20 protein-coding genes and 1 riboswitch are annotated in these 26,336 nt (G+C 73.0%); of the genes, 8 read left to right on the top strand and 12 right to left on the bottom strand.

Features of this window, described 5'->3' with window-relative positions; genetic code table 11:
• Nucleotides 1–2 precede the first annotated feature (2 nt).
• Nucleotides 3–764: a hypothetical protein gene (locus ACFCZ1_RS15895; RefSeq protein WP_376678860.1), complete on the bottom strand. Its 762-nt coding sequence runs from the start codon at nucleotides 762–764 to the stop codon at nucleotides 3–5.
• A 496-nt stretch (nucleotides 765–1,260) separates the two neighbouring features.
• Between ACFCZ1_RS15895 and sepH the strand changes: the two genes are divergently transcribed.
• Nucleotides 1,261–2,310 carry a septation protein SepH gene (gene sepH / locus ACFCZ1_RS15900; RefSeq protein ID WP_376678861.1) on the top strand — a complete coding sequence of 350 codons (1,050 nt, stop codon included), beginning with the start codon at nucleotides 1,261–1,263 and terminating at the stop codon, nucleotides 2,308–2,310.
• Nucleotides 2,311–2,408: 98 nt separating this feature from the next.
• On the opposite strand, the gene ACFCZ1_RS15905 is transcribed toward sepH, so the two are convergent.
• Entirely contained in the window at nucleotides 2,409–3,254 is an 846-nt protein-coding gene (locus ACFCZ1_RS15905; RefSeq protein ID WP_376678862.1) for a sulfurtransferase, read from the bottom strand.
• Between the two features lie 175 nt (nucleotides 3,255–3,429).
• Here ACFCZ1_RS15905 and ACFCZ1_RS15910 point away from each other — a divergent pair, with 175 nt between their 5' ends.
• Complete coding sequence (locus ACFCZ1_RS15910; RefSeq protein ID WP_376678863.1) at nucleotides 3,430–4,221, top strand: VOC family protein; 792 nt, start codon at nucleotides 3,430–3,432, stop codon at nucleotides 4,219–4,221.
• 15 nt (nucleotides 4,222–4,236) lie between these two features.
• Here the strand turns inward: ACFCZ1_RS15910 and ACFCZ1_RS15915 are convergent, their stop codons facing one another.
• The 4 genes from ACFCZ1_RS15915 to ACFCZ1_RS15930 all read right to left on the bottom strand — a co-directional run bounded on the left by ACFCZ1_RS15915 (nucleotide 4,237) and on the right by ACFCZ1_RS15930 (nucleotide 9,636).
• On the bottom strand, nucleotides 4,237–4,887 hold the full coding sequence (locus ACFCZ1_RS15915; protein ID WP_376678864.1) for a thymidine kinase: 651 nt from the start codon (nucleotides 4,885–4,887) through the stop codon (nucleotides 4,237–4,239).
• A 71-nt stretch (nucleotides 4,888–4,958) separates the two neighbouring features.
• Nucleotides 4,959–6,164, bottom strand: a complete 1,206-nt coding sequence (locus tag ACFCZ1_RS15920; RefSeq protein WP_376678865.1) for an alkaline phosphatase family protein — start codon at nucleotides 6,162–6,164, stop codon at nucleotides 4,959–4,961.
• Nucleotides 6,164–6,766 carry a DUF5998 family protein gene (locus tag ACFCZ1_RS15925; RefSeq protein WP_030385644.1) on the bottom strand — a complete coding sequence of 201 codons (603 nt, stop codon included), beginning with the start codon at nucleotides 6,764–6,766 and terminating at the stop codon, nucleotides 6,164–6,166. Before ACFCZ1_RS15925 ends, ACFCZ1_RS15920 begins: the two co-directional genes overlap by 1 nt.
• Nucleotides 6,767–6,816: 50 nt before the next feature.
• Nucleotides 6,817–9,636 carry a GNAT family N-acetyltransferase gene (locus ACFCZ1_RS15930; protein ID WP_376678866.1) on the bottom strand — a complete coding sequence of 940 codons (2,820 nt, stop codon included), beginning with the start codon at nucleotides 9,634–9,636 and terminating at the stop codon, nucleotides 6,817–6,819.
• 183 nt (nucleotides 9,637–9,819) lie between these two features.
• On the opposite strand from ACFCZ1_RS15930, the gene ACFCZ1_RS15935 reads away from it, so the two are divergent.
• Nucleotides 9,820–10,101: an HPr family phosphocarrier protein gene (locus ACFCZ1_RS15935; protein ID WP_266842887.1), complete on the top strand. Its 282-nt coding sequence runs from the start codon at nucleotides 9,820–9,822 to the stop codon at nucleotides 10,099–10,101.
• A gap of 393 nt (nucleotides 10,102–10,494) precedes the next feature.
• On the opposite strand, the gene ACFCZ1_RS15940 is transcribed toward ACFCZ1_RS15935, so the two are convergent.
• The 4 genes from ACFCZ1_RS15940 to ACFCZ1_RS15955 all read right to left on the bottom strand — a co-directional run bounded on the left by ACFCZ1_RS15940 (nucleotide 10,495) and on the right by ACFCZ1_RS15955 (nucleotide 15,289).
• Entirely contained in the window at nucleotides 10,495–11,172 is a 678-nt protein-coding gene (locus ACFCZ1_RS15940) for a GntR family transcriptional regulator (RefSeq protein ID WP_376678867.1), read from the bottom strand.
• Nucleotides 11,173–11,355: 183 nt separating this feature from the next.
• Nucleotides 11,356–12,159: a M23 family metallopeptidase gene (locus ACFCZ1_RS15945; protein ID WP_376678868.1), complete on the bottom strand. Its 804-nt coding sequence runs from the start codon at nucleotides 12,157–12,159 to the stop codon at nucleotides 11,356–11,358.
• Between the two features lie 12 nt (nucleotides 12,160–12,171).
• Nucleotides 12,172–12,331, bottom strand: a riboswitch (cyclic di-AMP (ydaO/yuaA leader).
• Between the two features lie 205 nt (nucleotides 12,332–12,536).
• Complete coding sequence (locus ACFCZ1_RS15950; RefSeq protein ID WP_376678908.1) at nucleotides 12,537–13,904, bottom strand: M16 family metallopeptidase; 1,368 nt, start codon at nucleotides 13,902–13,904, stop codon at nucleotides 12,537–12,539.
• Between the two features lie 20 nt (nucleotides 13,905–13,924).
• Nucleotides 13,925–15,289: a M16 family metallopeptidase gene (locus ACFCZ1_RS15955; protein WP_376678869.1), complete on the bottom strand. Its 1,365-nt coding sequence runs from the start codon at nucleotides 15,287–15,289 to the stop codon at nucleotides 13,925–13,927.
• Between the two features lie 190 nt (nucleotides 15,290–15,479).
• Here ACFCZ1_RS15955 and ACFCZ1_RS15960 point away from each other — a divergent pair, with 190 nt between their 5' ends.
• On the top strand, nucleotides 15,480–17,933 hold the full coding sequence (locus tag ACFCZ1_RS15960) for a DNA topoisomerase (ATP-hydrolyzing) subunit A (RefSeq protein ID WP_376678870.1): 2,454 nt from the start codon (nucleotides 15,480–15,482) through the stop codon (nucleotides 17,931–17,933).
• A gap of 108 nt (nucleotides 17,934–18,041) precedes the next feature.
• A complete protein-coding gene (locus tag ACFCZ1_RS15965) occupies nucleotides 18,042–20,096 on the top strand; it encodes a restriction endonuclease (protein ID WP_376678871.1) in 2,055 nt (684 codons plus the stop codon).
• On the opposite strand, the gene ACFCZ1_RS15970 is transcribed toward ACFCZ1_RS15965, so the two are convergent.
• The gene (locus tag ACFCZ1_RS15970) at nucleotides 20,093–21,187 is read right to left on the bottom strand and encodes a CobW family GTP-binding protein (RefSeq protein ID WP_376678872.1); all 1,095 of its coding nucleotides are present in this window, start codon (nucleotides 21,185–21,187) and stop codon (nucleotides 20,093–20,095) included. The two genes, ACFCZ1_RS15965 and ACFCZ1_RS15970, sit on opposite strands and share 4 nt — an antisense overlap.
• Before the next feature lie 24 nt (nucleotides 21,188–21,211).
• Nucleotides 21,212–22,372, bottom strand: coding sequence for a citrate synthase/methylcitrate synthase (locus tag ACFCZ1_RS15975; protein ID WP_376678873.1), 1,161 nt, complete (start codon nucleotides 22,370–22,372; stop codon nucleotides 21,212–21,214).
• A gap of 70 nt (nucleotides 22,373–22,442) precedes the next feature.
• Here ACFCZ1_RS15975 and ACFCZ1_RS15980 point away from each other — a divergent pair, with 70 nt between their 5' ends.
• The 3 genes from ACFCZ1_RS15980 (at nucleotide 22,443) to ACFCZ1_RS15990 (ending at nucleotide 26,331) form a co-directional block, all read left to right on the top strand.
• Nucleotides 22,443–23,666, top strand: coding sequence for a citrate synthase (locus tag ACFCZ1_RS15980; protein WP_376678874.1), 1,224 nt, complete (start codon nucleotides 22,443–22,445; stop codon nucleotides 23,664–23,666).
• 344 nt (nucleotides 23,667–24,010) lie between these two features.
• Nucleotides 24,011–25,627: an ATP-binding protein gene (locus ACFCZ1_RS15985; protein WP_376678875.1), complete on the top strand. Its 1,617-nt coding sequence runs from the start codon at nucleotides 24,011–24,013 to the stop codon at nucleotides 25,625–25,627.
• On the top strand, nucleotides 25,624–26,331 hold the full coding sequence (locus tag ACFCZ1_RS15990) for a response regulator (protein ID WP_376678876.1): 708 nt from the start codon (nucleotides 25,624–25,626) through the stop codon (nucleotides 26,329–26,331). Before ACFCZ1_RS15985 ends, ACFCZ1_RS15990 begins: the two co-directional genes overlap by 4 nt.
• Nucleotides 26,332–26,336 lie beyond the last annotated feature (5 nt).

Here is a 26,336-nt window from a genome sequence, read left to right on the forward strand (position 1 = left end):
GTTCAGGGGGCGCCCGCGCCCTGCCCGGCGGGTGTCGGGCTGTCCGGACCCGCGGTCCCGTCCGGGGTGGACGTCGGGGTGGGCGCCGGTGTGGTCGCCGGCGCCGGGCTGTGCTGCGACGGCGAGGGGGACGGGCCGGGCGCACTGCCGCCCGGGTCCGGGGTGCCCGGACCGGGGCTCGGGCTCCGGCCGCCACCGCTCTGTGAGGACGAGGGGTCCGGGGAGGTCCCGGACCCCGGGGCCTTCCCGTCCTTGTCACCGGCGCCCTTCCTCTCCCCGGGCCGCGGGGGCTCGTGGTCGGGCGCCTTGCGCGTGCCTCCGGAGAGGACGGTGCCGCCGCCCGCGCTGACGGAGGTGCCGGCCACCGCCTCGTAGGTCCCGAGGGCGCCCAGGGAGAGGGCGAAGACGGTGGCGGCCGCGACCGCCGTGCGCTTCCCGCCCCGCACCCGGGTGCCGTACACGGTGGCCCCGCCGAACTCCCCGCCGGGCGCGGCGTCACCGGGGAGCGGCGCCCGGCGGGCCCCGGGGCGGGCGGTCTCGCGCAGGTGATCGCCGGTGCGCCGGAAGAAGTGCTGGATGACGGGTCCGCCGGCCGTGGCGACGACGCTGACGAAACCGGCGCCCAGGATGGTCCCGTAGACGCCCATCTTCGAGGCGAGGAGGGCGGCCGCGACGGTGGCGAGGGAGCTGCCGGCCACCTGAGCCGCGCTCAGGTCGAGCTTCCCCTTCTCCGGTTCACCGTCGTGCGCCGTCTTGTGACCCATCGCCATCCCCTGTGTGCCCTGACCCTCCTGTGCCGGAAGCCTTCAGCAGTTACGGACACCCGATCGAAACGGATAGTTCCGTTTATGGGGATTCTGTGAAACAAGACACCTGGAAACAGACACGGGTGCAGGTGGGCCCCGCCGGAGGGCAGGCCAACTCCCACCGTCCGGGAGAAGTTCGGCGGCGCGGCGGTCCACCCAGGTGGCCCGAATGGAGTACTGTGACGAGCCCTGGGTTCGTCCTTCCTTACGGATGTCCGGATTCGGGAGAGGGGGCCGAATTGATGGAAAACGGCACTCGAAGACCGGTGATGCCGCGGTATCGCACGGATTCCTGCTGCGCACAGTAATCGCTCGGTCACTGTGCGTGCCCAACAGGTAACCGTGCCATAACGGCGATCAAGGGCGCATGCCCGACACGCCGGTTTAACTCGGCAAGGTTGTGGCAGGCTGCACCCGGGCAGGCCACACTCGACTAGCGGAAGCAGCGACGCACGTGACGTCGGCAGGCACCACCCGGGAGGTCCCCATGCCCGAACTGCGTGTCGTGGCCGTCTCAAATGACGGCACACGACTGGTGCTCAAGGCTGGGGACAGCACGGAGTACACGCTTCCGATCGACGAACGGCTGCGGGCCGCCGTGCGCAACGACCGCGCGCGCCTGAACCAGATCGAGATCGAGGTGGAGAGCCACCTCCGCCCCCGCGACATCCAGGCCCGCATACGGGCCGGTGCCTCCGCGGAGGAGGTCGCTCAACTCGCCGGCATCCCCGTCGACCGCGTACGCCGCTTCGAAGGCCCGGTGCTCGCCGAGCGCGCGTTCATGGCCGAGCGCGCCCGCAAGACCCCGGTACGCCGCCCCGGCGAGAACACCGGCCCCCAGCTCGGCGAGGCCGTGCAGGAGCGGCTGAGCCTGCGCGGGGCCGACAAGGAGTCCGTCCAGTGGGACTCCTGGCGCCGCGACGACGGCACCTGGGAGGTCCTGCTCGTCTACCTGGTCGCCGGTGAGCCGCACTCGGCGAGCTGGACGTACGACCCTCCGCGCCGACTGGTCGTGGCCGTGGACGACGAGGCCCGCTCGCTGATCGGCGAGTCGGACGACCTGCCGGCGCCGCCGGAGCCGAGCTTCCCCTTCGTGCCGAGGATCGCGCGGCTGCCGCGCGACCGGCCGCTGGACCGTGCCCTCGACCGCCAGCTGGAGCGGCCGACGGCCCCCCAGCCGGACCCGGAAGAGGAACGGGACACCCTGACCAGCCTGCTGGAGGCGGTCCCGAGCTTCCGCGGGGACATGGTCGTCCCGGACCGGACCGAACCCCCGGCGGAGGAGGCCGAGGTGGAGGAGCCTCCGGCCCCGGCCGCCTCGGCGGGCGCGGGTTCCGCGTACGCCGATGTCCTGATGCCCCGCACGGTGGCAGGTCACCGCGACCGGCTGACGGGCACCACCGACCGGCAGGCCGAGGCCGACGGGGTCCGCCCCGGGCGCCGCGCGGCGGTACCCAGCTGGGACGAGATCGTCTTCGGCACCCGCCGCAAGAAGCAGGAATAGCGCCGCCACCGGGCCTCCCCGGCGGCGGCACCTTCTGAACCACCCGGCGGCGGCGCCTCCTGCTCGGCTACCCGTGGGCGGCGGCGCCTCCTCCTGGGCTACTCGGGGTGCGGACCCGTGGCGACCGGCCGGGCCGGGTCCGTGGTCCACTCCGACCAGCTGCCCGCGTAGAGGTCGGAGGGGATTCCCGCCACCTCCAGCGCGAGGACCTCGTGCGCGCCGGAGACCCCGGACCCGCAGTAGACCCCCACCGGGGTGCCCTCCGCGGCACCGAGGGCGGCGAAGCGTGCCCGCAGGACGTCCGCCGGCCGGAACCGGCCGTCCGGATCCACGTTCTCCGTGGTCGGGGCCGACACGGCGCCCGGGATGTGGCCGCCGACCGGGTCGATCGGCTCGACCTCCCCGCGGTACCGCTCCCCCGCACGCGCGTCCAGGAGCACCCCTTCGCGTGCCCGCGCGGCCGCTCCGTCAGCGTCCAGCAGCCCGACCGCTCCCGGACTTGGCTTGAAATCGCCCTCCGCGGGAGTCACCCGGTCGGCCGTCACATCGCCCCCCGCCGACGTCCACCGGGCCAGGCCCCCGTCCAGTACCCGCACGTCCGTGTGACCCGTCCAGCGCAACAGCCACCACGCGCGGGCGGCCGCCCAGCCCTGGCCGCCGTCGTACACGACCACCGGCACGTCCGCCGAGACGCCGGCCCGCCGCATCACCGCTCCGAAGGCATCCGGGTCCGGCAGCGGGTGCCTCCCGCCCGACCCCGCCGGACCTGCCAGTTCGCGATCGAGGTCGACGTACACCGCCCCGGGCAGGTGGCCGGCCTCGTAGGCGGGGCGCTGGTCGGGGCCGCCCAGCTGCCAGCGGACGTCCAACAGCACCGGCGGCCGGGATCCGGCCAGCTCGCTCGCCAGTTCGGCGGCGGAGAGGATCGCAGTTTTCGCAGTCATGCGGCCCATCTTCCTCCCCGCCCGGCACCCCCGTAACAAGCCCGACACCGCAGGTGCGAACCGATCCGGTCATCTCTCTCCCGGGCCCCCGCGACGCGGCCGGTCGGGGCGCGTCGAGCCCCCCGGAGTGGAAGCATCAGCACCGGTAAGCGGCACGACGGAGGAGACGGCTGACATGACCGAGGCAGCGGAAGCAACCCGGCGCACGCCCGGCACCCCGTGCTGGGTGAGCCTCATGGTGCACGGCCTGGGGTCCACCGAGGACTTCTACGCCGACCTGTTCGGCTGGGAGTACGTACCGGGCCCGGAACAGCTCGGCCCGTACGTCCGGGCCCTGCTGGACGGCCGCGAGGTGGCCGGCATCGGCGAGATGCCGCCGGACCGGCACCTTCCGGTCGCCTGGACCACGTACCTCGCCACGGACGACGCCGATGCCACGGCGGAGACGATCCGGGCGTGCGGCGGCACCGTCGCGGTGGGGCCGCTGGACGCGGGCGTCGCGGGGCGGGTGGCCATCTGCTCCGACCCGCTGGGCGCGATCTTCGGGCTGTGGCAGGCACAGAGCCACCTCGGCACCCGGCTGCACGGCGCCCCGGGTACCCCGGTCTGGAACGAGCTGGTCACCCAGGACACCTCGGCGGTCGGCAAGTTCTACGAGCACGTCTTCGGCCACGAGGCCCAGACGCACTCCACCGCCTCCGACGACTTCGACTACCTGACGCTGCACCTGGAGGGCCGCCCGGTGGCCGCCGTGCACGGCGTCGGCCGCTCGCTGCCGCACGACCGTGGCCCGCACTGGATGACGTACTTCGAGGTCGAGGACACCGACGCTGCCGCCGCCCGGGTCAGCGAGCTGGGCGGGCGGATCCTGGAACCGCCCCACGAGGGCATCGGCGGCCGGGTGGCGACGGTCGCGGACCCGGAGGGCGCGGTCTTCACCCTCATCCGTTCCCGGCCCCGCGACTGACCCGGGTGCGGACGGTCAGGGGTGGTTGACGGGGAGGACGTCCGGGGAGAGGGCGCCCGCGCGGGCCACGGCCGAGGTCATGCGGCGGCGGTGGTGGCGGCGGCACAGCACTTCGTAGCCGATCTCCTCCGCCGGGCGGTTCACGTCACCGACGACGACCTGGGCGCCCTCGACGACCATCTCCCCGCCCACCGTACGGGCGTTGTGCGTGGCGCGGTCGCCGCACCAGCACAGGGCCTCGACCTGGAGCTGTTCGAGGCGGTCCGCCAGCTCGATCAGCCGCTGCGAGCCGGGGAAGAGCTTGGTGCGGAAGTCCGTGGTGATGCCGAAGGCGAAGACGTCCAGCCCGAGGTCGTCGACGATCCGGGCCAGTTGGTCGATCTGGGCAGGCGCCAGGAACTGGGCCTCGTCCACGATCACGTAGTCGGCCTTGCCGCCCTTGGAGAGCTGGGCGACCAGGTACGCGTACAGGTCCATGCCCTCCGGCGCCTCGACCGCCTCCGTCACCAGGCCGAGGCGGGACGACAGCTTGCCCTCGCCCGCCCGGTCGTCACGGGTGAAGATCACGCCCTGCAGCCCCCGCGCGTCGCGGTTGTGGGCGATCTGGAGCGCCAGAGTGCTCTTTCCGCAGTCCATCGTTCCGGAGAAGAACACCAGCTCGGGCATGGGAAGTACGGGACCTTTCCGGTCGTGGGCAAGAGGGGAGGGCCAGGAGGGGAGGGCAGGGAGGGGGTCGGTCAGGTGCGGATCTCGAGCAACGGGACGAGCTGCTCGGCCGCGGTCATGGAGCCGTGCATGCCGACGAGGGCGGACTCGTTGGGCTCGTTGCGCGAGGCGGTGATCGCGACATCCGCCTGGGCGGCGGCCACGACGTCGCCGATCCGGCCGAGCACGCGCTCGTCGCACTCCCCCGGCGGCCCGAACCAGCCCAGCTCCAGGGCCTCTTCACGGCTCGCGACCCAGAACCGGTCGCCGAGCACCTCGCGCCACACGGTCAGCACGTCGGCCTCGGCCCCCGGCACGGCGTACACGTGCCGGGCCCGGCCCTCGCCGCCGAGCAGGGCCACGCCCGCGCCCAGTTCCCAGTCCTCGTCGAAGTCGATCCGGGAGTCCTCGTCGAAGGGGACGTCGACCATGCCGTGGTCCGCGGTCACGTACAGGGCGGTGCGCGGCGGCAGTTGCTCGGCGAGGCGCTGCACGAGCCGGTCGACCAGCATCAACTGGCCGCGCCAGGCGTCGGAGTCCACGCCGTGGCGGTGGCCGGCCCCGTCGAGCTCGCTGAAGTAGGTGTACACGAGCGAGCGGTCGCCGGCCGCCAGCTGGATCGCCGCGAGGTCCATCCGCTCCTCGCCGGTCATCCGGCCGTGGAAGGTGCCGCCGGACAGCGCGATCTTGGTGAGCGGGGTGGTCTGGAACGCGGGCGAGGACACCTGCGCGGTGTGCACCCCGGCCTTGTCGGCCAGCTGGAAGACGGTCGGGTACGGCTGCCACGGCTTCGGCGCGGTCCACGGCTGCCAGCGGAGCTGGTTCATCAGCTCGCCGCTGGCCGGGTTGCGCACGGCGTAGCCCGGCAGGCCGTGGCGGGCGGGCGGCAGGCCCGTGCCCACCGAGGCCAGCGAGGTGGCGGTGGTCGCCGGGAAGCCCGCGGTGATCGGGCGGCCCGTGCCGCCGCGTGAGCCCGCGAGCAGGGAGGTGAGGTACGGGGCCTCGTCCGGGTGGGTCTTGATCTGCTCCCAGCCCATGCCGTCGACCAGGAAGACGCAGTTCCGGTCCGCCGGGGTCAGCTCCGCGAGGGAGGTGGTGAAGCCCGGGACGCCCTGGCCGGCCACGAGGGTGGGCAGCAGGTCGGCGAGCGAACCGAAGCCGTACTCGGGGACGGGCGCGGCCGCGAGGTCCAGCAGCTCCGGCTCGTCCGCCCAGTTCTGCGCGGCGGGGTACGCCATCAGCGGGCGGGGGTGGACGTGGAGGTGGCCGCCGTCGCCTCACTGAGCGCCTGCGCGAAGACCAGGGTCTGGCGCACCGCCTCCGGGCCGTCGCCCGCCTCGCTGACCCGAAGGCTGAGGTCGTCGGCGGTGGAGTTGCCGGTGTAGCCGTGGTCGGAGTCGCAGTTCGGGTCGCCGCAGGCGGCCGGCTCCAGGTCGATCCGGGAGACCGCGCCCCAGCCGATGGTCAGGACGACCTCGCGGGGCAGGGTGCCGGGGGTGTAGGACTCCGGGTTGGCGACGACGCGGCTGAGGACCACGGAGGAGATGCTGGAGAGCTTGACCGACTCGGTGGAGGTGGTCGCGTACGGGGACGGGGACCCGGCGTCGGCGGCCTGCTCGTCGGTGTGGCTGACGATGAAGCGGTTTCCGGTCAGGACCAGCACGGTGACGTGGCGGCGCACCTCGTTGGAGTCGAAGGTCGTCTCCTGGTGGACCAGGTACGACGAAATCGGCTCGCCGCCCACCGCGGCCTCCACGGCCTCGGCCACGAGGGCCGGGTAGTAGCCGCTGCGCTCGATCGCCGTGCGCAGCCCCTGGGTCGTCGTACCGGATTTCGCCATGAGGTCCATCCTAAGGCCCGCACGGGGCGCCCCGACCTCTCCGTACCCGCTCAGTAACTGGGGAGGGTCCTCGGCCCGAGGTCGCCGCGGGCGGGCGGGTGCGCGATGCGGACGGTGGCGCTCAGCACGGAGAGTCCCTCGGTGGCGACGACCACGGGCTCCAGGGAGACGCCCGTCACCTCGGGGTGGTCGTCGACGAGGCGGGACAGGCGCAGGAGCAGCTCCTCCAGAGCGGGGGTGTCGACGGGGGCGCTGCCCCGCCAGCCGAAGAGGAGGGGTGCGGTCCGGATGGACCGGATCAGTCCGGCGGCGTCCCGGTCGGTGGCCGGGACCAGGCGGTGGGCGGTGTCCCCGAGCAGTTCGGAGGCGACGCCGGCGAGCCCGAAGGAGAGGACGGCGCCCGCGGCCGGGTCGATGACGGAGCGGACGACCGTGTCGACCCCGCGGGGCACCATCGCCTGGACCACCGGCTGGAGCTCCGAGGGCTTGCCCAGCAGGCCGGTGAGGTCCTGGTACGAGTGCCTCAGCTCGGCCTCGTTCCGGAGGTCGAGCCGTACGCCGCCCAGGTCCGCGCGGTGGCGCAGGTGCGGGGCGGTGGTCTTGAGGGCGACCGGGTAGCCGAGTACCCCGGCGGCCCGGACGGCAGCGTCGGGGCTGGGCGCGGGCAGGGCGGGCAGGACGCGGATGCCGTAACGCCCGAGGAGCTCGCGGGCGTCCCACTCGGTCAGGGTGAGCACGGCTCCGCCGTCGACGTCGGCCAGCAGACGGGCCAGCTGGGCGGCGGCGCCGGGCTCGTCGATGTCGTCGTATTCGGGGACGTGCCCGGCCTCGGCGTTGGCCCGCCGCCACTGTCCGTAGCGGACGGCTTCGGCGATGGCGCGTACGGCCCGCTCGGCGGCGGGATAGCTGGGGATCCGGCCCCCTGCGGTGCCCGCCCCGCCGACCTCGCGGACCTCGCCGACCTCACCGACCTCGCCGGTTGCCCCGGCGCGGGGCCGGGGGCGGAGTCCCGGTTCGGGCAGGGGCGCGGAGGGGGCGGGGCCCCGCGTGGCGGACAGCGCGTCCACCAGTTCGCCGAGCTCCACGTGCACCACGGCCACGGGCTTGCCCGGCACCTCGGCCACGGCTTCCCGCAGGGAATCGGCCAGGTCGTCGGCCAGCGCGTGCCCGCTCACCCACGGAATGGCGGTGACCACCACCGCGTCGCAGTCGCCGGAGGCCAGCGCCGAGACGAGCGCCGCGCGGAAGTCCTCGGGCGAGGCCGCCGTCGTCAGGTCGAGCGGCGGCAGCGGGCGCAGCCCCTGGGCCAGGCAGGCGTCGTACGTGAGGACCCCGAGGGACTCGGAGTTGCCGAGGATCGCGATCCGGGGCCCGGCGGGCAGCGGCTGCGCGGCCAGCAGGAGGCCGACGTCCACCAGCTCCGTCACCGTGTCGACCCGGATCACGCCCGCCTGCCGCAGCAGGTCGGAGACGGTGGCGTCGGGCAGCCGGGTGCCCGGGACCACGTGCCCGGCCGGGGTGTGGCGGCCGCCCCTGGCGACGACGACCGGCTTCTCGGCGGCGGTCCGGCGGGCGAGGCGGGTGAACTTCCGCGGGTTGCCCAGGGTTTCCAGGTACAGCAGGGCGACGTCGGTCGCCTCGTCGTCGTACCAGTACTGGAGGATGTCGTTGCCGGAGACGTCGGCCCGGTTCCCCGCGGAGACGAAGGAGGACAGGCCCTCGCCGCGCCGGAGCAGGGCGGAGAGCAGCGCGATCCCGATCGCCCCGGACTGCGTGAACAGGCCGATCCGGCCCCGCATCGGGAGGGGCGCGGGGGTCAGCGAGGCGTTGAGCTCCACCTCGGGCGCGGTGTTGATCACCCCGTAGGCGTTCGGACCGATCAGCCGCAGCCCGTACGAGCGTACCTGGCGCACCAGTTCGCGCTGGCGGGCGAGCCCGGCCGGGCCGCTCTCCCCGTAGCCGTCGGACAGCACCACGAGCCCCTGCACCCCGTGTTCGCCACAGGCCGCCACCACCTCGGGGACCCGGTCCGCCGGAACCGCGATCACGGCGAGGTCGACGGGGGCTCCGATGGCGTCGATCGTGCGGTAGGCCCGCACGCCGTCGAGCAGGTCGAGCGTGACCTGCTCGTTGACGGCGTAGAGATGGCCGTGGAAGCCGCTGTCGCGCAGGTTGCGCAGCGCGGCGGCGCCCACGCCCGCGCCGGAGCGGCTGACCCCGATCACCGCGACCGAGCCGGGGGCGAGCAGCCGCTGCACCGAGCGGGCCTCGGCGCGCTGTTCGCGGGCGCGCTGCACGGCGAGGGACTCGGCGGTCGGTTCGAGGTCGAGGGTGAGGTGGACGGAGCCGTCCTCGAAGCTGCGCTTCTGCTGGTAGCCGGCGTCCGTGAACACTTTGATCATCTTGGTGTTGGCGGGCAGCACCTCGGCGGCGAACCGGCGGATGCCGCGCTCGCGGGCCACCGCGCCGATGTGTTCGAGCAGGGCGGAGGCCACTCCGCGGCCCTGGTGGGCGTCCTGGACGAGGAAGGCGACCTCGGCCTCGTCGGCGGGTGCGGTGGCGGGCCGGCCGTCGGCGTCGATGCGGTCGTAGCGGACGGTGCCGATGAACTCCCCGCCGATGGTCGCCGCGAGGCCGACCCGGTCCACGTAGTCGTGGTGCGTGAACCGGTGCACGTCGCGGTCGGAGAGCCGGGGATAGGGAGCGAAGAAGCGGTAGTACTTCGACTCGTCGGAGACCTGCTCGTAGAAGCTGACCAGCCGGCCGGCGTCCGCGGTGGTGATGGGCCTGATCCGGGCGGTGCCGCCGTCGCGCAGGACGACGTCCGCTTCCCAGTGGGCCGGGTACGAGGGGTCCGACTCGGTGGTCATGGGCCTACCTTACGGCCGGGAACGGCCCGGCAGCGCTCGCGCGGCGTATAGGCAGGCTGGGGCAAAGCGGTGCAAGCTGGGGAAGGTCGAGCGGCGGGAAATCCGGGCCGAAGGTCGGTCGGACCATTCCGGGCGTCGTGAGAGACTGGTCTAGACAACCGTAAGAACCTGAAGGGCATCACCATGGCAGAGCGCCGCGTCAACGTCGGCTGGGCCGAGGGCCTGCACGCTCGTCCCGCCTCGATCTTCGTCCGTGCGACGACCGCTTCCGGCGTCCCGGTGACCATCGCCAAGGCCGGCGGCGACCCCGTCAACGCCGCTTCCATGCTGGCGGTCCTGGGCCTGGGCGCCCAGGGCGGCGAGGAGATCGTCCTCGCCTCCGAGGCCGACGGTGCGGAGGCCGCGCTGGACCGCCTCGCGAAGCTGGTCGCCGAGGGCCTCGAGGAGCTCCCCGAGACCGTCTGACCCTTCGGGTTCGACCCGCGCAGTACACCCGCCGGAGCCGCGGTCCCCCACCAGGGGCCGCGGCTCCGGTGGTTCCGGGGTCACCCGCGGCTCACGGAAGACACGGCCGCGCGCGAACACGGCGGCGCGGGGCGCGGGAGGGCACGGCGGCGCGGGGCGCGGGAGGGCACGGCGGTGCGGGGCGCGGGAGGGCACGGCGGTGCGGGGCGCGGGAGGGCACCGCGCATTCGGCGGCCCGGGGATACGGAAGCCCGGAAAGCGTCGAAATTCGGCACCACCGGAAATGCGCATCCGCGGGAATTCGACTCCCCGGCAATTCTGCGCGCGGCACGCGCACGCGACCGGAAATCGCGGAAGCGGAGCCCGGATACACCCCTTTATATACGGGCCCTGTTAATGCCGGCCGCTCGCCATGTTTACGGCAGGTTGCGAAGTGCTCACCGCCGGCCGGAGCCGCGGCCGGTGCGCGGCCGTCGCCCTCTCGGTGTGGATCGCCGTCAGCGTCCGGGCCCGCTCCGCGTCCCCCCGCGCCACCGCGTCGACGATCGCACCGTGTTCCGCCCACGACTCGACCGGCCGGGCCGGCGCCTCCACCACGTACATCCACGACACCTTGTGCCGCATCTGCGTGAGCAGGGCGATCAGCCCGGGGCTCCCGGAGGCCTGGGCCAGCGTCTCGTGGAACCAGGCGCCCAGGGACCGCAGGTCCTCGCCCTGGCCCCGCCTGGCCCGCTCCTGACCGAGCCTCACCAGCCCGCGCAGCACCTTGAGGTGGGCCTCGGTACGCCGCCGGGCCGCCCTGGCGGCCGCCAGGGGCTCCAGCAGCATCCGAAGCTCCAGGAGGTCGGCGGCCTCCTGTTCGGTCGGCTCGGCCACGCAGGCGCCCGCGTGGCGCCGCGTGGTCACGAACCCCTCGGACTCCAGGGTCCGCAGCGCCTCGCGGACCGGGACGCGCGAGACTCCGTACCGGCGGGCCAGCACTTCCTCGGTCAGTCTGCCGCCCGGTTCGAAGACCCCGGAGACGATGTCGTCGCGGATTGCCGTGCATACCGCCTGCGCAGGAATACGCAAGACCGAACCTCCGCCTATTTCCGACTGCCACACCCATGGGACACGCACGTGCGTGCTGCGACTCTATTGCAACACACGATAATTTCCGAGAGCGCTCGGAAATGCGAAACGTTTACCCGGCGGAGAGCGCCGAAGGCCCCGGCTCGGTGAGCCGGGGCCTTCGGTGAAGCGGTGCGGTGCGGGTCAGAGGCTGACGTCGTGCGAGCGCAGGTACGCGATCGGGTCGATGTCCGAACCGTAGGAGGCGCCGGTGCGGGCCTCGAAGTGCAGGTGCGGGCCACTGGAGTTGCCCGTGGAGCCGGACAGGCCGATCTGCTGGCCGGCGGTGACCTGCTGGCCGACGGAGACGGCCAGCGAGTTCATGTGCCCGTACTGGGTGTACGTACCGTCGTTGTGCTTGATGACGACGTTGTTGCCGTACGCGCCGCCCCAGCCGGCCTCGACCACGACGCCGGCGCCCACCGCGTGGACGGAGGTGCCGGAGGCGGCGTGGAAGTCGATGCCGGTGTGGCTGCCGGAGGACCACATGCCGCCGCCGGCCTTGTACTGCGTGCTGACGTACGAGCCGTCGATCGGCGCGACGAAGGTGTTGAGGCGCTTGCGCTCCTCCTCGCGGGCCGCACGCTCGGCGGCTTCGCGCTCGGCCTTCGCCTTGGCCTCGGCGAGGCGCTTGGCCTCGGCGGCCCGCTGCTTGGCGTCGGCCTCGGCCTGCGCCTGGGCGGCGGCGTGCTCGGCGGCACGGTGCTGGGACGCGGCCTGGTCCTGGATGTCACCCTGGAGGTCCTCGGCGACGACCACGGCGCCGAGCGCGTTGTCCTGGGTGGAGTGGTGGTCGCCGTTGTCCGCGGCGAAGGCCGGAGCGGCGAGGGAGCCGACGACACCAGTGGTGGCGAGGGCGGCGATGCCGGCGTAGCCGGCGGTCTTGCGGCTCAGACGGCTGGAACCACGGTGCTTACCGGAGCCGGCGGGACGACTGCCAAACGCCATGAAGGGGCTGATCCTTTCCTTCCTTCTCGCCTACCGGGTTAGCTGACGGGTTCGGAGCAGGAAGGTCTCCTACGGGCCTCCTCTTGCGAGGGGGTCCGATTCACCCCAGGGACACATGTGGGTCCCCGGCTCCCCAGGCTCGCGCCTGACGGGGACTCGGCGATCACTGCCCGGTGCCGCGGACGCGGCGGGTACAACTGACGGGCAGCACGGGTGACGCTAGGCGGATCATCAGTCAATCGCCAAACAGACACGCCTTTTTGTTGCGTACGCCACACCACATAAAAGCAACCTCACCACCAATCGGACAAAAAGGGCTCCGGCGGACAAGCCCGCCGAAGCCCCTTCCGAATCGACCAGTTGGCCGACCGCTGCCGTCAGTTGGTGACGACGCTCACCTCGCCGATCCCGAGGGCGCGCACCGGCGCCTCGATCTGCGCCGCGTCGCCGACCAGGACGGTGACCAGCCGGTCCGCCGGGAAGGCCTTCACGACCGCCGAAGTCGCCTCCACCGTCCCGGTTTCGGCCAGCTGCGCGTACAACTGCGCCTGGTAGTCGTCCGGCAGCTCCTGCTCGACCTGGTCCGCGAGGGTTCCGGCGACCGAGGCCGCAGTCTCGAACTTCAGCGGGGCCACACCCACCAAGTTCTGCACCGCCACGTCCCGTTCGGCATCGGTCAGGCCGCCCTCCGCGAGGGTGCGCAGCACCTTCCAGAGGTCTTCCAGCGCCGGGCCGGTGTTCGGTGTGTCCACCGAGCCGCTGATGGCGAGCATCGAGGCGCCCTTGCCGTCGGCGGTCGAGCGCAGCACCTGGCCGAAGGCGCGCACGCCGTAGGTGTACCCCTTCTCCTCGCGCAGCACCTTGTCGAGGCGTGAGGTCAGGGTGCCGCCCAGGCAGTACGTGCCGAGCACCTGGGCCGCCCAGACCCGGTCGTGCCGGTCCGGCCCGATCCGGCCGATCAGCAGCTGCGTCTGGACCGCGCCGGGCCGGTCCACGATGACCACGCGACCGGTGTCGTCGGCGGTCACCGGCGGCACCGGCAGGGGCTCGGCGGCGTTGCCCGTCCAGGCGCCCAGGGTGTCCGCGAGCACGGCGTCCAGGTCGATGCCGGTCAGGTCGCCGACGACCACCGCGGTGGCCGTGGCGGGGCGTACGTGGGCCTCGTAGAAGGCGCGTACGGCCGAGGAGTCGATCCGCGCGACCGTCTCCTCGGTGCCCTGGCGGGGGCGGGACATCCGCAGGGAGGCCGGGAACAGCTCCTTGGAGAGCTGTTTGGCGGCGCGGCGCTGCGGGTTGGCCAGCTCGTGCGGGATCTCGTCGAGCCGGTTGCGCACCAGGCGGTCGACCTCGGCGTCGGCGAAGGCCGGCGCGCGCAGGGCCTCGGCGAGCAGGCCGAGGGCCTTGGGCAGCCGAGAGGCCGGAACCTCCAGGGAGACCCGCAGGCCCGGGTGGTCGGCGTGCGCGTCGAGGGTGGCGCCGCAGCGCTCCAGCTCGGCCGCGAACTCCTCGGCGGAGTGCTTGTCGGTGCCCTCGGACAGCGCGCGGGCCATGATGGTGGCCACGCCGTCCAGGCCCTCGGGCTCGGCGTCCAGCGGGGCGGCGAGGTTGACCTCGACCGCGATCACCTGCTGGCCCGGGCGGTGGCAGCGCAGCAGGGTCAGGCCGTTGGCCAGATCCGAGCGGTCGGGGGCGGGGAAGGCCCACGGCTGCGGTTCCCCGGCCTGCGGGCGCGGGTGGAAGGTCATCGTGACGGCTGCGGTGTCGCTCACTGCTCCGCCCCCTCGTTCTCGTTCGCGTCGTTCTCGTCGGACTCGTCGGCGGCGTCGGCGTCGGCGGTGATCGGCTCGTAGACCAGCACCGCGCGGTTGTCCGGGCGCAGCCGGGCCGCGGCCACGGCCTGCACCTCCTCGGCGGTGACGGCGAGGACGCGCTGGACGGCGGTCAGGGCCAGCTGCGGGTCTCCGAAGAGCACCGCGAAGCGGCACAGTTCGTCGGCGCGGCCCGCGACCGTGCTCAGCCGGTCGAGCCACTCCCGCTCCAGCTGCGCCTGGGCGCGCTCCATCTCCTCGGCCGTCGGGCCCTCGGCGGCGAACCGCGCGAGCTCCTCGTCCACGGCCGCCTCGATGTCGGGCACGTCGACCCCGCCGGACGTCTTGACGTCCAGCCAGCCCAGGGAGGGCGCGCCGGCCAGGCGCAGCATGCCGAAGCCTGCCGCGACGGCCGTCTGGTCGCGGCGTACCAGACGGTTGTGGAGCCGTGAGGACTCGCCGCCGCCCAGGACGGTCAGCGCCACGTCGGCGGCGTCGCACTCGCGGGTGCCGTCGTGCGGGAGCCGGTAGGCGGCCATCAGCGCACGCGCCGGGACCTCCTCGACGATCTCCTCGCGCAGCTCCCGGCCGATGACGTCGGGCAGGGAGCCGTCACGGGGCGGCTGCTTGCCGTCGTGCGCGGGGATGGTGCCGAAGTACTTCTCGATCCAGGCGAGCGTGCGCTCCGGGTCGATGTCGCCGACGACCGACAGCACCGCGTTGTTCGGCGCGTAGTACGTGCGGAAGAAGGCGCGCGCGTCCTCCAGGGAGGCGGCGTCCAGATCGGCCATGGAGCCGATCGGCGTGTGGTGGTACGGGTGGCCCTCGGGGTACGCGAGGGCGGTCAGCTTCTCGAAGGCCGTGCCGTACGGGACGTTGTCGTACCGCTGGCGGCGCTCGTTCTTGACGACGTCGCGCTGGTTCTCCATGGACTCGTCGTCCAGGGCGGCCAGGAGCGAGCCCATGCGGTCCGCCTCCAGCCACAGCGCGAGCTCCAGCTGGTGGGTCGGCATCGTCTCGAAGTAGTTGGTGCGCTCGAAGCTGGTGGTGCCGTTCAGGGAGCCTCCGGCGCCCTGGACCAGCTCGAAGTGACCGTTGCCCGGTACGCTCGCCGAACCCTGGAACATCAGGTGCTCGAAGAGGTGAGCCAGGCCGGTTCGTCCCTTGACTTCGTGGCGCGAGCCGACGTCGTACCAGAGGCATACCGCGGCGACCGGGGTCAGGTGGTCCTCGGAAAGCACCACGCGCAAGCCGTTGGCCAGCCGGTGTTCGGTCGCTGTCAGGCCGCCGGAGCCGGCCTGGGCTGTGGCCGTGTGACCCATGGGCATGTGGTCCCTTCGATCGCGATGCAGAGATTTCTGTCAGACCTGCCACTGTATGCAAGCGCGTCGACCGCCGGATAAGTTCCCGGGTCACACCCTGGGTCGGAGTCGGCGTTGTCGGTGCCTCGGGCCACAATGGTCCGCGTCAGACCCCCAGCACACTCATTCTTGGTTAAGGAGCCGCGCAGCGATGGCCCGCCGCAGCACGAAGACCCCGCCGCCGGAGGATTTCGAGGAGAGGATCCTCGACATCGACGTCGTCGACGAAATGCAGGGCTCCTTCCTCGAGTACGCGTACTCGGTGATCTACTCCCGTGCCCTGCCCGACGCCCGGGACGGCATGAAGCCGGTGCACCGCCGCATCGTGTACCAGATGAACGAGATGGGTCTGCGCCCCGACCGCGGGTACGTGAAGTGCGCCCGAGTCGTCGGCGAGGTGATGGGCAAGCTCCACCCGCACGGTGACGCGTCGATCTACGACGCCCTGGTGCGCATGGCCCAGCCCTTCTCGATGCGGCTGCCCCTGGTCGACGGCCACGGCAACTTCGGTTCGCTCGGCAACGACGACCCGCCGGCCGCGATGCGTTACACCGAGTGCAAGATGGCCGACGCCACGTCGCTGATGACGGAGTCGATCGACGAGGACACCGTCGACTTCACCGCCAACTACGACGGCCAGGAGCGGGAGCCGGTCGCGCTGCCCGCCGCGTATCCCAACCTGCTGGTCAACGGCGCGTCCGGGATCGCGGTCGGCATGGCCACCAACATGCCCCCGCACAACCTCGGCGAGGTCATCGCGGCCGCCCGCCACCTGATCCGCTACCCGCACGCGGACCTGGAGGCGCTGATGCGCTTCGTGCCGGGTCCCGACCTGCCCACGGGCGGCCGGATCGTCGGGCTCTCGGGGATCAAGGACGCCTACGCGAACGGCCGCGGCACCTTCAAGATCCGCGCGACGGTGGCGGTGGAGAACGTGACGGCGCGCCGCAAGGGCCTCGTCGTCACGGAACTGCCCTTCACGGTCGGCCCCGAGAAGGTCATCGCGAAGATCAAGGACCTGGTCGGTTCGAAGAAGCTCCAGGGCATCGCGGACGTCAAGGACCTCACCGACCGCTCCCACGGCCTGCGCCTGGTCATCGAGATCAAGAACGGCTTCCACCCCGAGGCCGTCCTGGAACAGCTGTACAAGCTGACGCCGATGGAGGAGTCCTTCGGCATCAACAACGTGGCCCTGGTGGACGGGCAGCCGCTGACGCTCGGCCTCAAGGAGCTGCTGGAGGTCTATCTGGACCACCGCTTCGAGGTCGTCCGCAGGCGCAGCGAGTTCCGCCGCACCAAGCGCCGCGACCGCCTGCACCTGGTCGAGGGCCTGCTGGTGGCGCTCATCGACATCGACGAGGTCATCCGGCTCATCCGGGACAGCGACAACTCCGCGCAGGCCAAGGCCCGGCTGATGGAGCGGTTCTCGCTGAGCGAGATCCAGACCCAGTACATCCTGGACACCCCGCTGCGCCGGCTCACGAAGTTCGACCGGATCGAGCTGGAGTCCGAGCGCGACCGGCTGACCGGCGAGATCGACGAGCTGACCGGGATCCTGGAGTCCGACACCGAGCTGCGCAAGCTGGTCTCCGCGGAACTGGCGGCGGTCGCGAAGAAGTTCGGCACCGAGCGGCGCACGGTGCTGCTGGAGTCGGCGGGCACGGCGATCGCGGCGGTTCCGCTGGAGGTCGCGGACGATCCCTGCCGCGTGCTGCTGTCCTCGACGGGCCTGCTGGCGCGCACCGTGACCGGTGAGCCGCTGGCGGAGGCGGACGGCAAGCGCGCCAAGCACGACCTCATCGTCTCGCAGGTCCTGGCGACGGCGCGGGCCGAGGTGGGCGTGGTGACCTCCGCGGGGCGCCTGTTGCGGCTGTCCGTGATCGACCTGCCGCAGCTGCCGGACACGGCGGCGGCACCGGCCCTGGCGGGCGGAGCGCCGATCACGGAGTTCCTGACCGGGCTGGAGGCGGACGAGAAGGTGATCTGCCTGACCTCGCTGGACGAGTCCTCGCAGGGCCTGGCCCTGGGTACCGAACAGGGCGTGGTCAAGCGTGTCGTCCCGGACTACCCGGCCAACAAGGACGAGCTGGAGGTCATCACCCTCAAGGACGGCGACCGGATCGTCGGCGCGGTCGAGCTGCGCACGGGTGAGGAGGACCTGGTCTTCCTCACCGACGACGCCCAGCTGCTGCGCTACCCGGCGGGCCAGGTGCGCCCGCAGGGCCGCCCGGCGGGCGGTATGGCGGGCATCAAGCTCTCCGACAACGCCAAGGTGATCCACTTCTCGGCGGTCGACCCGGCCCGGGACGCGATGGTGTTCACGGTGGCGGGCTCCCACGGGACGCTGGACGACTCGGTGCTGTCCGGGAAGCTGACCCCCTTCGACCAGTACCCGCGCAAGGGCCGGGCCACCGGTGGCGTGCGCTGCCAGCGGTTCCTGAAGGGTGAGGACGTGCTGGTTCTGGCCTGGGCGGGCAACTCTCCGGTCCGGGCGGCGTCGGCGAACGGCACTCCGGCCGAGCTTCCGGCCGTGGACCCGCGCCGGGACGGCTCGGGGACGGCGCTGCCTGCGACCGTCGGCGCGCTGGCGGGAGCCGCGCTGTAGGACGTACGACGGCGTTCAGGTGGTACGCCCGACGGGGGACGTACCACCTGAAGGGCGACTAATGTTTTCCCTCTTGGCACTGGCGGGTGGGGCGGGAGAACAGAGCTGATGAGTCGTCGCTCGGGCGGAGTGATCGGGGACTGGGCGGAGGCTCAGCGCCGGATACAGCAGACGCAGGTGATCCAGCAGCGCGAGGCGGAGCGTCGGCGGCGCCGGCAGCAGGCCGCCGACCGGCAGTACCGCGAGGCCGAGGCCCGACGGCGTACGGAGCACATCGAGGCGGAAGTCGCCGCCCTGCAGGGCCTGCTGGCCACGGGGTGCCGGGCGCCGGCGTTCCGGATGGCCGGGCTGGTCCGGTCCGAGCGGCTCGAACCCTTCTCCCCGGGCACTTTGGCGCACCCCGTGCCGATGCCGCAGTTGCACCAGTTCCAGCAGAGCTCGGGCTGGACGCTCGGATCGAACCGGCGGGCGCAGGCCGAACGCGAGGCTCACGCCCGGTACACGCAGGCCTGGCAGGCCGCGAACGCCGCTGAGGCCCAGCGGCAGCGCCAGCTGGCGGCATACCGGCAGCAGTACGACCGCTGGGCCGCTGAGCAGCTGGCCGGGATCCGCGGGCACAACGACGGGCTGGTAGAGCTGGCCGGGAGGCTGCGCGCGGGCGACGCCGAGGCCGTGGTGGAGTACTTCTCGGCCGCCCTGTACGCCTCGACGGCCTGGCCCGAGGCGCTGCCGAGGCAGGTGGCGGCAGCGTACGACCCGGGGGCGCGCCAGTTGGCACTGGACTGGGAGCTGCCGGGGTACTCCGTGGTTCCGCAGGCCAAGTCGGTGCGGTACGTGTCGAGTACGGGCCAGGACAAGGAGACGGCCCGCCCGGCCACGCAGCGGCGGGCGCTGTACCGGGACCTGCTGGCGCAGTGCGTGCTCCTGGTGGTGCGTGAGCTCTACGCCGCGGACGAGTTCGGAGCGCTGGACTCGGTGGTCGTCAACGGTTTCGTGGACGACCACGATCCGGCGACGGGCCGCGAGGCGCAGATCGTCCTCGCCACCGTGTCGGCGGCCCGGCCCGCCTTCGAGCAACTGCGGCTGGAGCAGGTCAGCGCGGTGGACTGCCTGGTGGAAGGCTTGCGCGGGCAGCTGTCGGCGCGGCCCGACCAGCTGACCGCGGTACGCCCCGGGCGCCGGCCCGACGAGGTCGGCGGCGGGGTCGTCAGCCACGGCGGGCACGCGGGCGGCGACGAGGACGAGCCCGACCTCTTCGCGATGGACCCGATCGCCTTCGAGAACCTGGTCGCCGAGCTCTTCCGGGCGATGGGCATGGAGGCGGTGACCACCCAGCGGTCGGGCGACGGCGGGGTGGACGTCGAGGCGCTGGACCCGGCCCCGATCCGGGGCGGACGGATCGTGGTGCAGGTCAAGCGCTACCGCAACACCGTGCCGCCGACGGCGGTACGGGATCTGTACGGCACGGTCCAGGACAAGGGGGCGAACAAGGGGGTGCTGGTCACCACCGCGTCCTTCGGGCCGGGGTCGTACACCTTTGCCAACGGCAAGCCCCTGGAGTTGGTTCCCGGGGACAAGCTCGTGGAGCTCCTTCACCAGTACGGGTTGCGGGGGCGCCTGGGAGACGGCGCCGGCGCGGGCGTCGCGGCGCGGCGAACGCCCGATCCCGCTCCTTCTGCGGACCACAACGTGCTGGGCATGTCCTGGTCGGGCGCGGTCGCGCTCGACGTGTGCGCGCTGGTCTGCGCGGGCAACCGGGTGTTGAGCGAAGACCACTTCGTCTTCTTCAACAATCCGCGGACGCCCGACGGTTCGGTCCGCACCCGCGCCCACGCGGCGCCCGACAAGGCGGCGCTGGAGGTCGCCTTCGACGCACTGCCGCAGGCGGCCGACCGCCTGGTCCTGGTGGCCGCGATCGACCCGGAGGCCGATCCGCACGCCGACCTGGCCGGTTTCACCGAGGCCCGGATCCGGCTCCTGGACGCGGCCGGCACGGAGACCGGGCAGCTGGAGGTCTCCGACGGCCGGGCCGGGGAGACGGCGTTGGTGCTCGGGTCCTTCCGGCGCCGGGCGAACGGCGACTGGGACTTCGTGATCGGCGGCAAGGGCTACCGGGCCGGGCTGGAGGGCCTGCTGCGGGAGTACGGCGTGGAGGTCGCCTAGAGGGTGTCGGCTCCGGGGGCCTCGGCCTCCGGGTCCGCGGGCCGGGCCACGTACCGCAGTACACCCCACATGCTCTCGGGGCGCGCCTCGTGCGGGGCCGCTTCGCGGCAGGCCTCCAGTTCGCGCAGGAGCCCCGGTCCGTCGGTGCCGGAGCCGATCAGGACCAGTTGCGTCAGGCGCGCTTCGCCCCGCCCCCAGGGCTGCGGGGCGAAGCGGAGGAAGCGGCCGACCGCGTGGACCTCGTACCGCTCCTCGTGCCCGGGGACACCGAAGTGGACGAAGCCCTTGATCCGGTAGAGCCCGGCGGGGCGGCGGTCGAGGAAGTCGATGAACCGGCGTGGTGAGAGGGCCTGCTCGGAGACGAACCCGACGCTTTCGTACGCGGCGTGCGCGTGGCCGTCGTGGGCGTGACCGCCGTCGTGGTCGTGGTCTTCGGCCTCCGCGAGCAGGTCCTCGAAGGAGAGCTGCCCGCGGGTCTCGGTCCAGGGCCGCCGGTCGAAGAGCAGCTCCGGATCGATCCGCCCGTGGTCGGCGCCCACGACCGGGATGCCGGGGGCGCAGAGCACGGCGAGCTCCTTCTCGATCCGGGCCCGCTCCGCGGCGTCCACCCGGTCGGTCTTGTTGAGTACGACCAGGTCCGCGACGGCGAGGTGGCGGTCGGTCTCCGGGTGCCGGGTCCGGGTCGCGTCGAACTCCGCCGCGTCCACGACCTCGACCATGCCCCCGTAGCGGATGGCCCGGTTCTCGCTGGCCATGAGCATCCGGATCATCTCCTGGGGCTCGGCCAGCCCGCTCGCCTCGATGACGATCACGTCGATGCGGTGGACGGGCGCGGCGAGCTTCTCCAGGTAGGCGTCGAGTTCGCTGCCGTCGACCGCGCAGCACAGGCAGCCGCCGCCGAGGGAGACCATCGAGTCGCCGAGCTGGCCGGCCACGGACATGGCGTCGATCTCGATCGAACCGAAGTCGTTGACGACGACTCCGATCCGGGTGCCGCCCCGGTGGGCGAGGAGGTGGTTGAGCACGGTGGTCTTGCCGGATCCGAGGAATCCGGCGAGGACGACGACGGGGATGGGCTGCCTGCTGTTCACCCGGCCGATCGTAGCCAGGCTCCGTCAGCCGAGCGGCGGCACCGGCTGCGGCGGGGTGGGACCGGTGTACCGCGCAGCCGGGCGGATGATCTTCGAGTCGGCGGCCTGTTCGAGGATGTTGGCGCTCCAGCCGACCACGCGGGCCGCGCAGAAGGTCGGGGTGAACATCTCGCGCGGGAGCCCGCACAGTTCCATGACCACGCCCGCGTAGAACTCCACGTTGGTGTGCAGTTCGCGGCCCGGCTTGAGTTCGGCGAGTATCTCCTCGACCTGTCGCTCGACCTCGACGGCGAGGTCCACGAGGGGGCCGCCGAATCCGCGGGCGATGTCGCGCAGCATGCGCGAGCGGGGGTCCTCGGTGCGGTAGACGGGGTGGCCGAAGCCCATGATCCGGTCACCCGCCAGGACCCGCTCGCGGATCCACGGCCCGATCCGGTCCACGGTGCCGATGGCGTCGAGGGTGTCCAGGGCCCGGCTCGGGGCGCCACCGTGCAGCGGGCCGGAGAGCGCGCCGATCGCCCCGGTCAGGCAGGCCGCGACGTCCGCGCCGGTGGAGGCGATGACGCGGGCGGTGAAGGTCGAGGCGTTGAATCCGTGGTCGATGGTGGAGATCAGATACCGCTCGACCGCGCGGGCCTTGAGGGGATCGGGCTCCTGCCCGGTCAGCATGTAGAGGTAGTTGGCGGCGTGGGGGAGGTCGTCGCGGGGCTCGACGGGCTCCAGGCCCTGACCCAGCCTGTGCAGCGCGGTGAGCAGCGTCGGCACGGCGGCGCAGGCGGCCAGCGCGTCGGCGGCCCGGCGGACGGGGTCGAGGTCGTAGACCGGGCGGAATCCCGCGGAGGCGCCGAGCAGCGAGAGCGCGGTACGCAGCCCGGCGAGGGGTCCGGAGAGCGCGGTGGCCCGGGCGAGCGCGGGCAGGGCATCGCGCACCTCGTCGGGGAGCCGGCGCAGCGGGGCCGTCTCGGCGGCGAAGGCGGCGCGCTCGGCGGCCTCCGCGGGCAGGGCGCCGCGGAACATCAGGTGCCACACGTCCTCGAAGGTCCGGCTCCCGGCGAGCTCGACGGCCGAGTACTGGCGGTAGTGGTAGAAGCCCTCGCGTCCCCGGACGTCACCGAGCTCGGTCTCGGTGACCACGACTCCCGCCAGACCGCGGGGTACTTCGACAGTGGTGTCGGTGGTGTTCATGTATCGACCATCGATGATTGATAGAATCCTTGTCAATATTGATTGAATCAATATATGTAACCTGGCGTGCATGAACGAAGAGCGACGGCTCACCACGCGGCAGGCCGCCGAGCTGCTCGGGGTGAAGCCCGCGACCGTGTACGCCTACGTGAGCCGCGGCCAGCTCACGAGCCGACGGGATCCGGTCGGGCGCGGCAGCAGCTTCGACGCGCGCGAGGTGGAGGAGCTGGCCCGGCGCAGCCGGCGGGAGGCGGCGGGCCCGGCCGGGGAACTCGCCGTGCGCACGGCCCTCACGCTGATCGAGCCGGACCGCTACTACTTCCGGGGCGTGGACGCCGTGGAGCTGGCCTCGCGGTACTCCTTCGAGGAGGTCGCGGAGTGGCTCTGGACGGGGACGCTCCCACGCGGGGCCCGGTTCACCGCTCCCCCGGAGCCGCTCGCCGCGGCGCGGCGTGCGGTGGCCGCGCTGCCGGAGCACAGCGGTCCCGTGGACCGGCTGCGGGTGGCGGTCGCCGCCGCCGCGGTGGCGGATCCGCTGCGCTTCGACCTGTCGGAGGAGGCCGTACTCGGCTCCGCGCGCTGCCTGATCCCCACACTGGTCGGCGCCCTGCCCGTGGTGGGGCCCGCCCCGTGGGCCGGCGACGGCCGGACGGTCCGGCAGCTGTGGGCACGGCTGACCGAGCGGGCGCCGGACCCGGACGCACTGGCCGTGCTCGACCTGGCACTGGCGCTCCTCACCGACCACGATCTGGCCGCCTCCACCCTGGCGGTACGGGTGGCCGCGTCGGCGCGGGCCCATCCGTACGCGGCGGTGTCGGCCGGACTCGGCGCCCTGGAGGGGCCGCTGCACGGTGCGGCCGGACGGCTGGCGCACCGGATGCTGGTGGAGGTCCTGGACCGGGGCGGAGCCGCCCCCGTGGTGGCGGAGTACCTGCGGGCGGGGCGCCGGGTGCCGGGGCTCGGCCACCGGCTCTACCGGGGCGAGGACCCGCGTGCGGGAGCGCTGTTCGGGCGGCTGGAGGGCCTCGCGCAGGCCGGCCCCGCGCTGGCCGCGGCGCGCGAGGTGTCCGCGGTCATGGCTCGGCAGGGCGGGCTCCACGCCAATGTGGACCTCGCGCTGGCGGTGCTGACGGTGTCGTGCGGGATGAAGGCGGAGGCCGGCGAGACGGTCTTCGCGGTGGCGCGCACGGCGGGCTGGATCGCACACGCGCTGGAGGAGTACCAGGAGCGCCCGCTGCGGATGCGGCCGAGCGGCGAGTACCAGGGGCCGCGCCCGCCACAGCCGATGCCGTGACGGGCGCGGCCCGGATCCGCTGGGGCACCGCACCGTTCACCCCCGCCCGCCAGTGCCGTGACCGGCAGGGTCCACCGGGTCACGGCCCCCGGCACGGCACCTCCCGGGTCAGCCGGACCACGCCGGTAGGTCCCGTACGAGCCGCGGCCCTCCGCCCTGCGACGCACCGCACCCGGGGGCCCCTCCAGCGGTAGCCGGGGGAACGCCGCGACCCTGCACACCCCCTCCGGCCACAGCACCGGCCGCGGCCGGCGTCCCTGCGCAAGCCGGCGCGAACAACGCAGGCGATTCGCGTGCAGGAGGAACATTCCGCTTTTGCCGGAGCCGACCTACCGTTGCTGCTCATGCGGTTCCTCCTCATGAGCGCTCGGCGCCTCGGGCTGCCCAGACGGGCGGTCTCGCAGATCCTGCTGACCCAGCTGGCCATCGCCGGCGGGGTCGTCGCGCTGGCCACCGGGCTGTTCCTGGCCCCGCTGAGCGCACAGCTCGACGACCAGGCCATGCGGCGCGCCCTGGCCATCGCGCAGAGCGCCGCCGCCGACCCCTCGCTGGCCGCCGACCTCCTGGACTCCCGCGCTACGACGGACAGCCCCGTGCAGTCCGCGGCCGAGCGGGTCCGCCGGGCCACGGGCGCCGAATACGTGGTCGTCATCGACCTGAACGGCATCCGGCGCTCGCACCCCAGCCCCGGACGGATCGGACTGCCCGTGTCCACCGACCCCAGCGCCGCCCTGGCCGGCCGCGAGGTCATGGAGATCGACGAGGGCACCCTGGGCCGCTCGGCCCGCGGCAAGGTCCCTCTCCTGGCCGCCGACGGCGAGATCGTCGGCGCGGTCTCGGTCGGCATCGCCTACGACAGCGTCCGCGACCGGCTGCTCGGCGCCATCCCGGGCCTGCTCGCCTACGCGGGCGGAGCGCTGGCCGCCGGCGCACTCGCCGCCTACCTGCTGTCCCGCAGGATCCACCGGCAGACCCGCGACCTGGCCTTCTCCGACATCGCCGGGCTGCTCGCCGAGCGCGAGGCGATGCTGCACTCCATCCGCGAGGGCGTGATCGCCCTCAACCGGGAGGGCCGGATCCGGCTGGTCAACGACGAGGCCCACCGACTGCTCGGCCTCACTGCGGACTCCGCCGGCTCCCTCGCCGGACGCCCGCTGGACGAGGTGATCGGCGCCGGCCGGACCGCCGACGTCCTGTCGGGCCGCGTGAGGGGCCGGGACCTGGTCACCGTCCAGGGCCAGCGGGTCCTGGTCGCGAACCGGATGCCCACCGAGGACGGCGGCGCCGTCGCCACCCTGCGCGACCGCACCGAACTGGAGCGCCTGGGCCGCGAGCTGGACTCCACCCGGGGCCTGATCGACGCCCTGCGCGCGCAGGACCACGAACACGCCAACCGCCTCCACACCCTCCTCGGCCTGCTGGAGCTGGGCCTGCACGAGGAGGCGGTGGAGTTCGTGACCGAGGTCGTCGGGGTGCACCGCACCACCGCCGAACAGGTCACCGAGAAGGTCCACGACCCGCTGCTGGCAGCCCTCCTCGTGGGCAAGGCGACGGTGGCCGCGGAGCGCGGCGTCCCCCTGCGGCTGGCCCCGGCCACGCTCCTGCCCGACCGGCTCGTGGACCCGGGCGGCCTCGTCACGATCCTCGGCAACCTGGTGGACAACGCCCTGGACGCCGCGGCCGGTTCGACGGCGCCCCTGGTCGAGGTGGAGCTGCGCGCCGAAGGCCGCACGGCCGTGCTCCTCGTGCGCGACAGCGGCCCAGGGGTTCCTGCCGCACGCCGCGAGGAAATCTTCACGGAAGGCTGGTCGACCAAGCAGCCCAAGGCCCACCGCGAGCGCGGGCTGGGCCTCGCCCTCGTACGCCGCCTCGCGGAGCGGCAGGGCGGCAGCGCCCGGGCCGGCGGGACAGCGGACGGAGGGGCGGAGTTCTCCGTCGTACTCCCGGAGGCCCTGCGATGAACGAGACCCCGATCGGCGCCCTGGCCGTACTGGTCGTCGACGACGACATGCGTGTTGCCCGGATCAACGCGGCGTACGTGGCGAAGGTTCCCGGATTCCACGTGGCGGCGCAGGCCCATTCGGCAGCCGAGGCCCTCGACTTCCTCGTCTCCCACCCGGTGGACCTGATCCTCCTCGACCACTACCTCCCGGACGGGAACGGCCTCGACCTGGTGCGCCGCCTGCGCCAGCTCGGCCACCGCACCGACGTGATCATGGTCACGGCCGCGCGCGACCTGGCCACCGTCCAGGCCGCCATGCGCCTCGGCGCCCTCCAGTACCTGGTCAAGCCCTTCACCTTCGCCGGCCTGCGCACGAAGCTGGAGGCGTACGGAACGCTGCGCCGCACCCTGGAGACCGGCGGCGAGGCCGAACAGGCCCAGGTGGACCGGATCTTCGGCGCCCTCGCCGCCGCAGGATCCCCGAACGACCTGCCCAAAGGCCACTCGCCCACCACCGCGGAACTGGTCCGCCAGGTCCTGCGCTCCGCCGACGGCCCGCTGTCCACCCAGCAGATCGCCGACCGCGCGGGCATCAGCCGTCAGACGGCCCAGCGCTACCTCAAGCTCCTCGAACGCTCCGGCCGCGTCAGTCTGGCCCTGCGCTACGGCGAGACCGGTCGCCCCGAGCACCGCTACGCCTGGCGTCCGTCGGACGGGTCCTGAGCAGG

Origin of the sequence: Streptomyces sp. NPDC056224 (assembly GCF_042267665.1) — a bacterium.
Classification (GTDB): Bacteria; Actinomycetota; Actinomycetes; order Streptomycetales; family Streptomycetaceae; genus Streptomyces.

Bases quoted from the DNA above. Each gene is read 5' to 3' on its own strand.
- ACFCZ1_RS15895 (WP_376678860.1), bottom strand. From the start codon at position 764: ATGGGTCACAAGACGGCGCACGACGGTGAACCGGAGAAGGGGAAGCTC.
- ACFCZ1_RS15905 (WP_376678862.1), bottom strand. From the start codon at position 3,254: ATGACTGCGAAAACTGCGATCCTCTCCGCCGCCGAACTGGCGAGCGAG.
- ACFCZ1_RS15910 (WP_376678863.1), top strand. From the start codon at position 3,430: ATGACCGAGGCAGCGGAAGCAACCCGGCGCACGCCCGGCACCCCGTGC.
- ACFCZ1_RS15915 (WP_376678864.1), bottom strand. From the start codon at position 4,887: ATGCCCGAGCTGGTGTTCTTCTCCGGAACGATGGACTGCGGAAAGAGC.
- ACFCZ1_RS15920 (WP_376678865.1), bottom strand. From the start codon at position 6,164: ATGGCGTACCCCGCCGCGCAGAACTGGGCGGACGAGCCGGAGCTGCTG.
- ACFCZ1_RS15925 (WP_030385644.1), bottom strand. From the start codon at position 6,766: ATGGCGAAATCCGGTACGACGACCCAGGGGCTGCGCACGGCGATCGAG.
- ACFCZ1_RS15930 (WP_376678866.1), bottom strand. From the start codon at position 9,636: ATGACCACCGAGTCGGACCCCTCGTACCCGGCCCACTGGGAAGCGGAC.
- ACFCZ1_RS15935 (WP_266842887.1), top strand. From the start codon at position 9,820: ATGGCAGAGCGCCGCGTCAACGTCGGCTGGGCCGAGGGCCTGCACGCT.
- ACFCZ1_RS15945 (WP_376678868.1), bottom strand. From the start codon at position 12,159: ATGGCGTTTGGCAGTCGTCCCGCCGGCTCCGGTAAGCACCGTGGTTCC.
- ACFCZ1_RS15950 (WP_376678908.1), bottom strand. From the start codon at position 13,904: ATGACCTTCCACCCGCGCCCGCAGGCCGGGGAACCGCAGCCGTGGGCC.
- ACFCZ1_RS15955 (WP_376678869.1), bottom strand. From the start codon at position 15,289: ATGGGTCACACGGCCACAGCCCAGGCCGGCTCCGGCGGCCTGACAGCG.
- ACFCZ1_RS15960 (WP_376678870.1), top strand. From the start codon at position 15,480: ATGGCCCGCCGCAGCACGAAGACCCCGCCGCCGGAGGATTTCGAGGAG.
- ACFCZ1_RS15965 (WP_376678871.1), top strand. From the start codon at position 18,042: ATGAGTCGTCGCTCGGGCGGAGTGATCGGGGACTGGGCGGAGGCTCAG.
- ACFCZ1_RS15975 (WP_376678873.1), bottom strand. From the start codon at position 22,372: ATGAACACCACCGACACCACTGTCGAAGTACCCCGCGGTCTGGCGGGA.
- ACFCZ1_RS15980 (WP_376678874.1), top strand. From the start codon at position 22,443: ATGAACGAAGAGCGACGGCTCACCACGCGGCAGGCCGCCGAGCTGCTC.
- ACFCZ1_RS15985 (WP_376678875.1), top strand. From the start codon at position 24,011: ATGCGGTTCCTCCTCATGAGCGCTCGGCGCCTCGGGCTGCCCAGACGG.
- ACFCZ1_RS15990 (WP_376678876.1), top strand. From the start codon at position 25,624: ATGAACGAGACCCCGATCGGCGCCCTGGCCGTACTGGTCGTCGACGAC.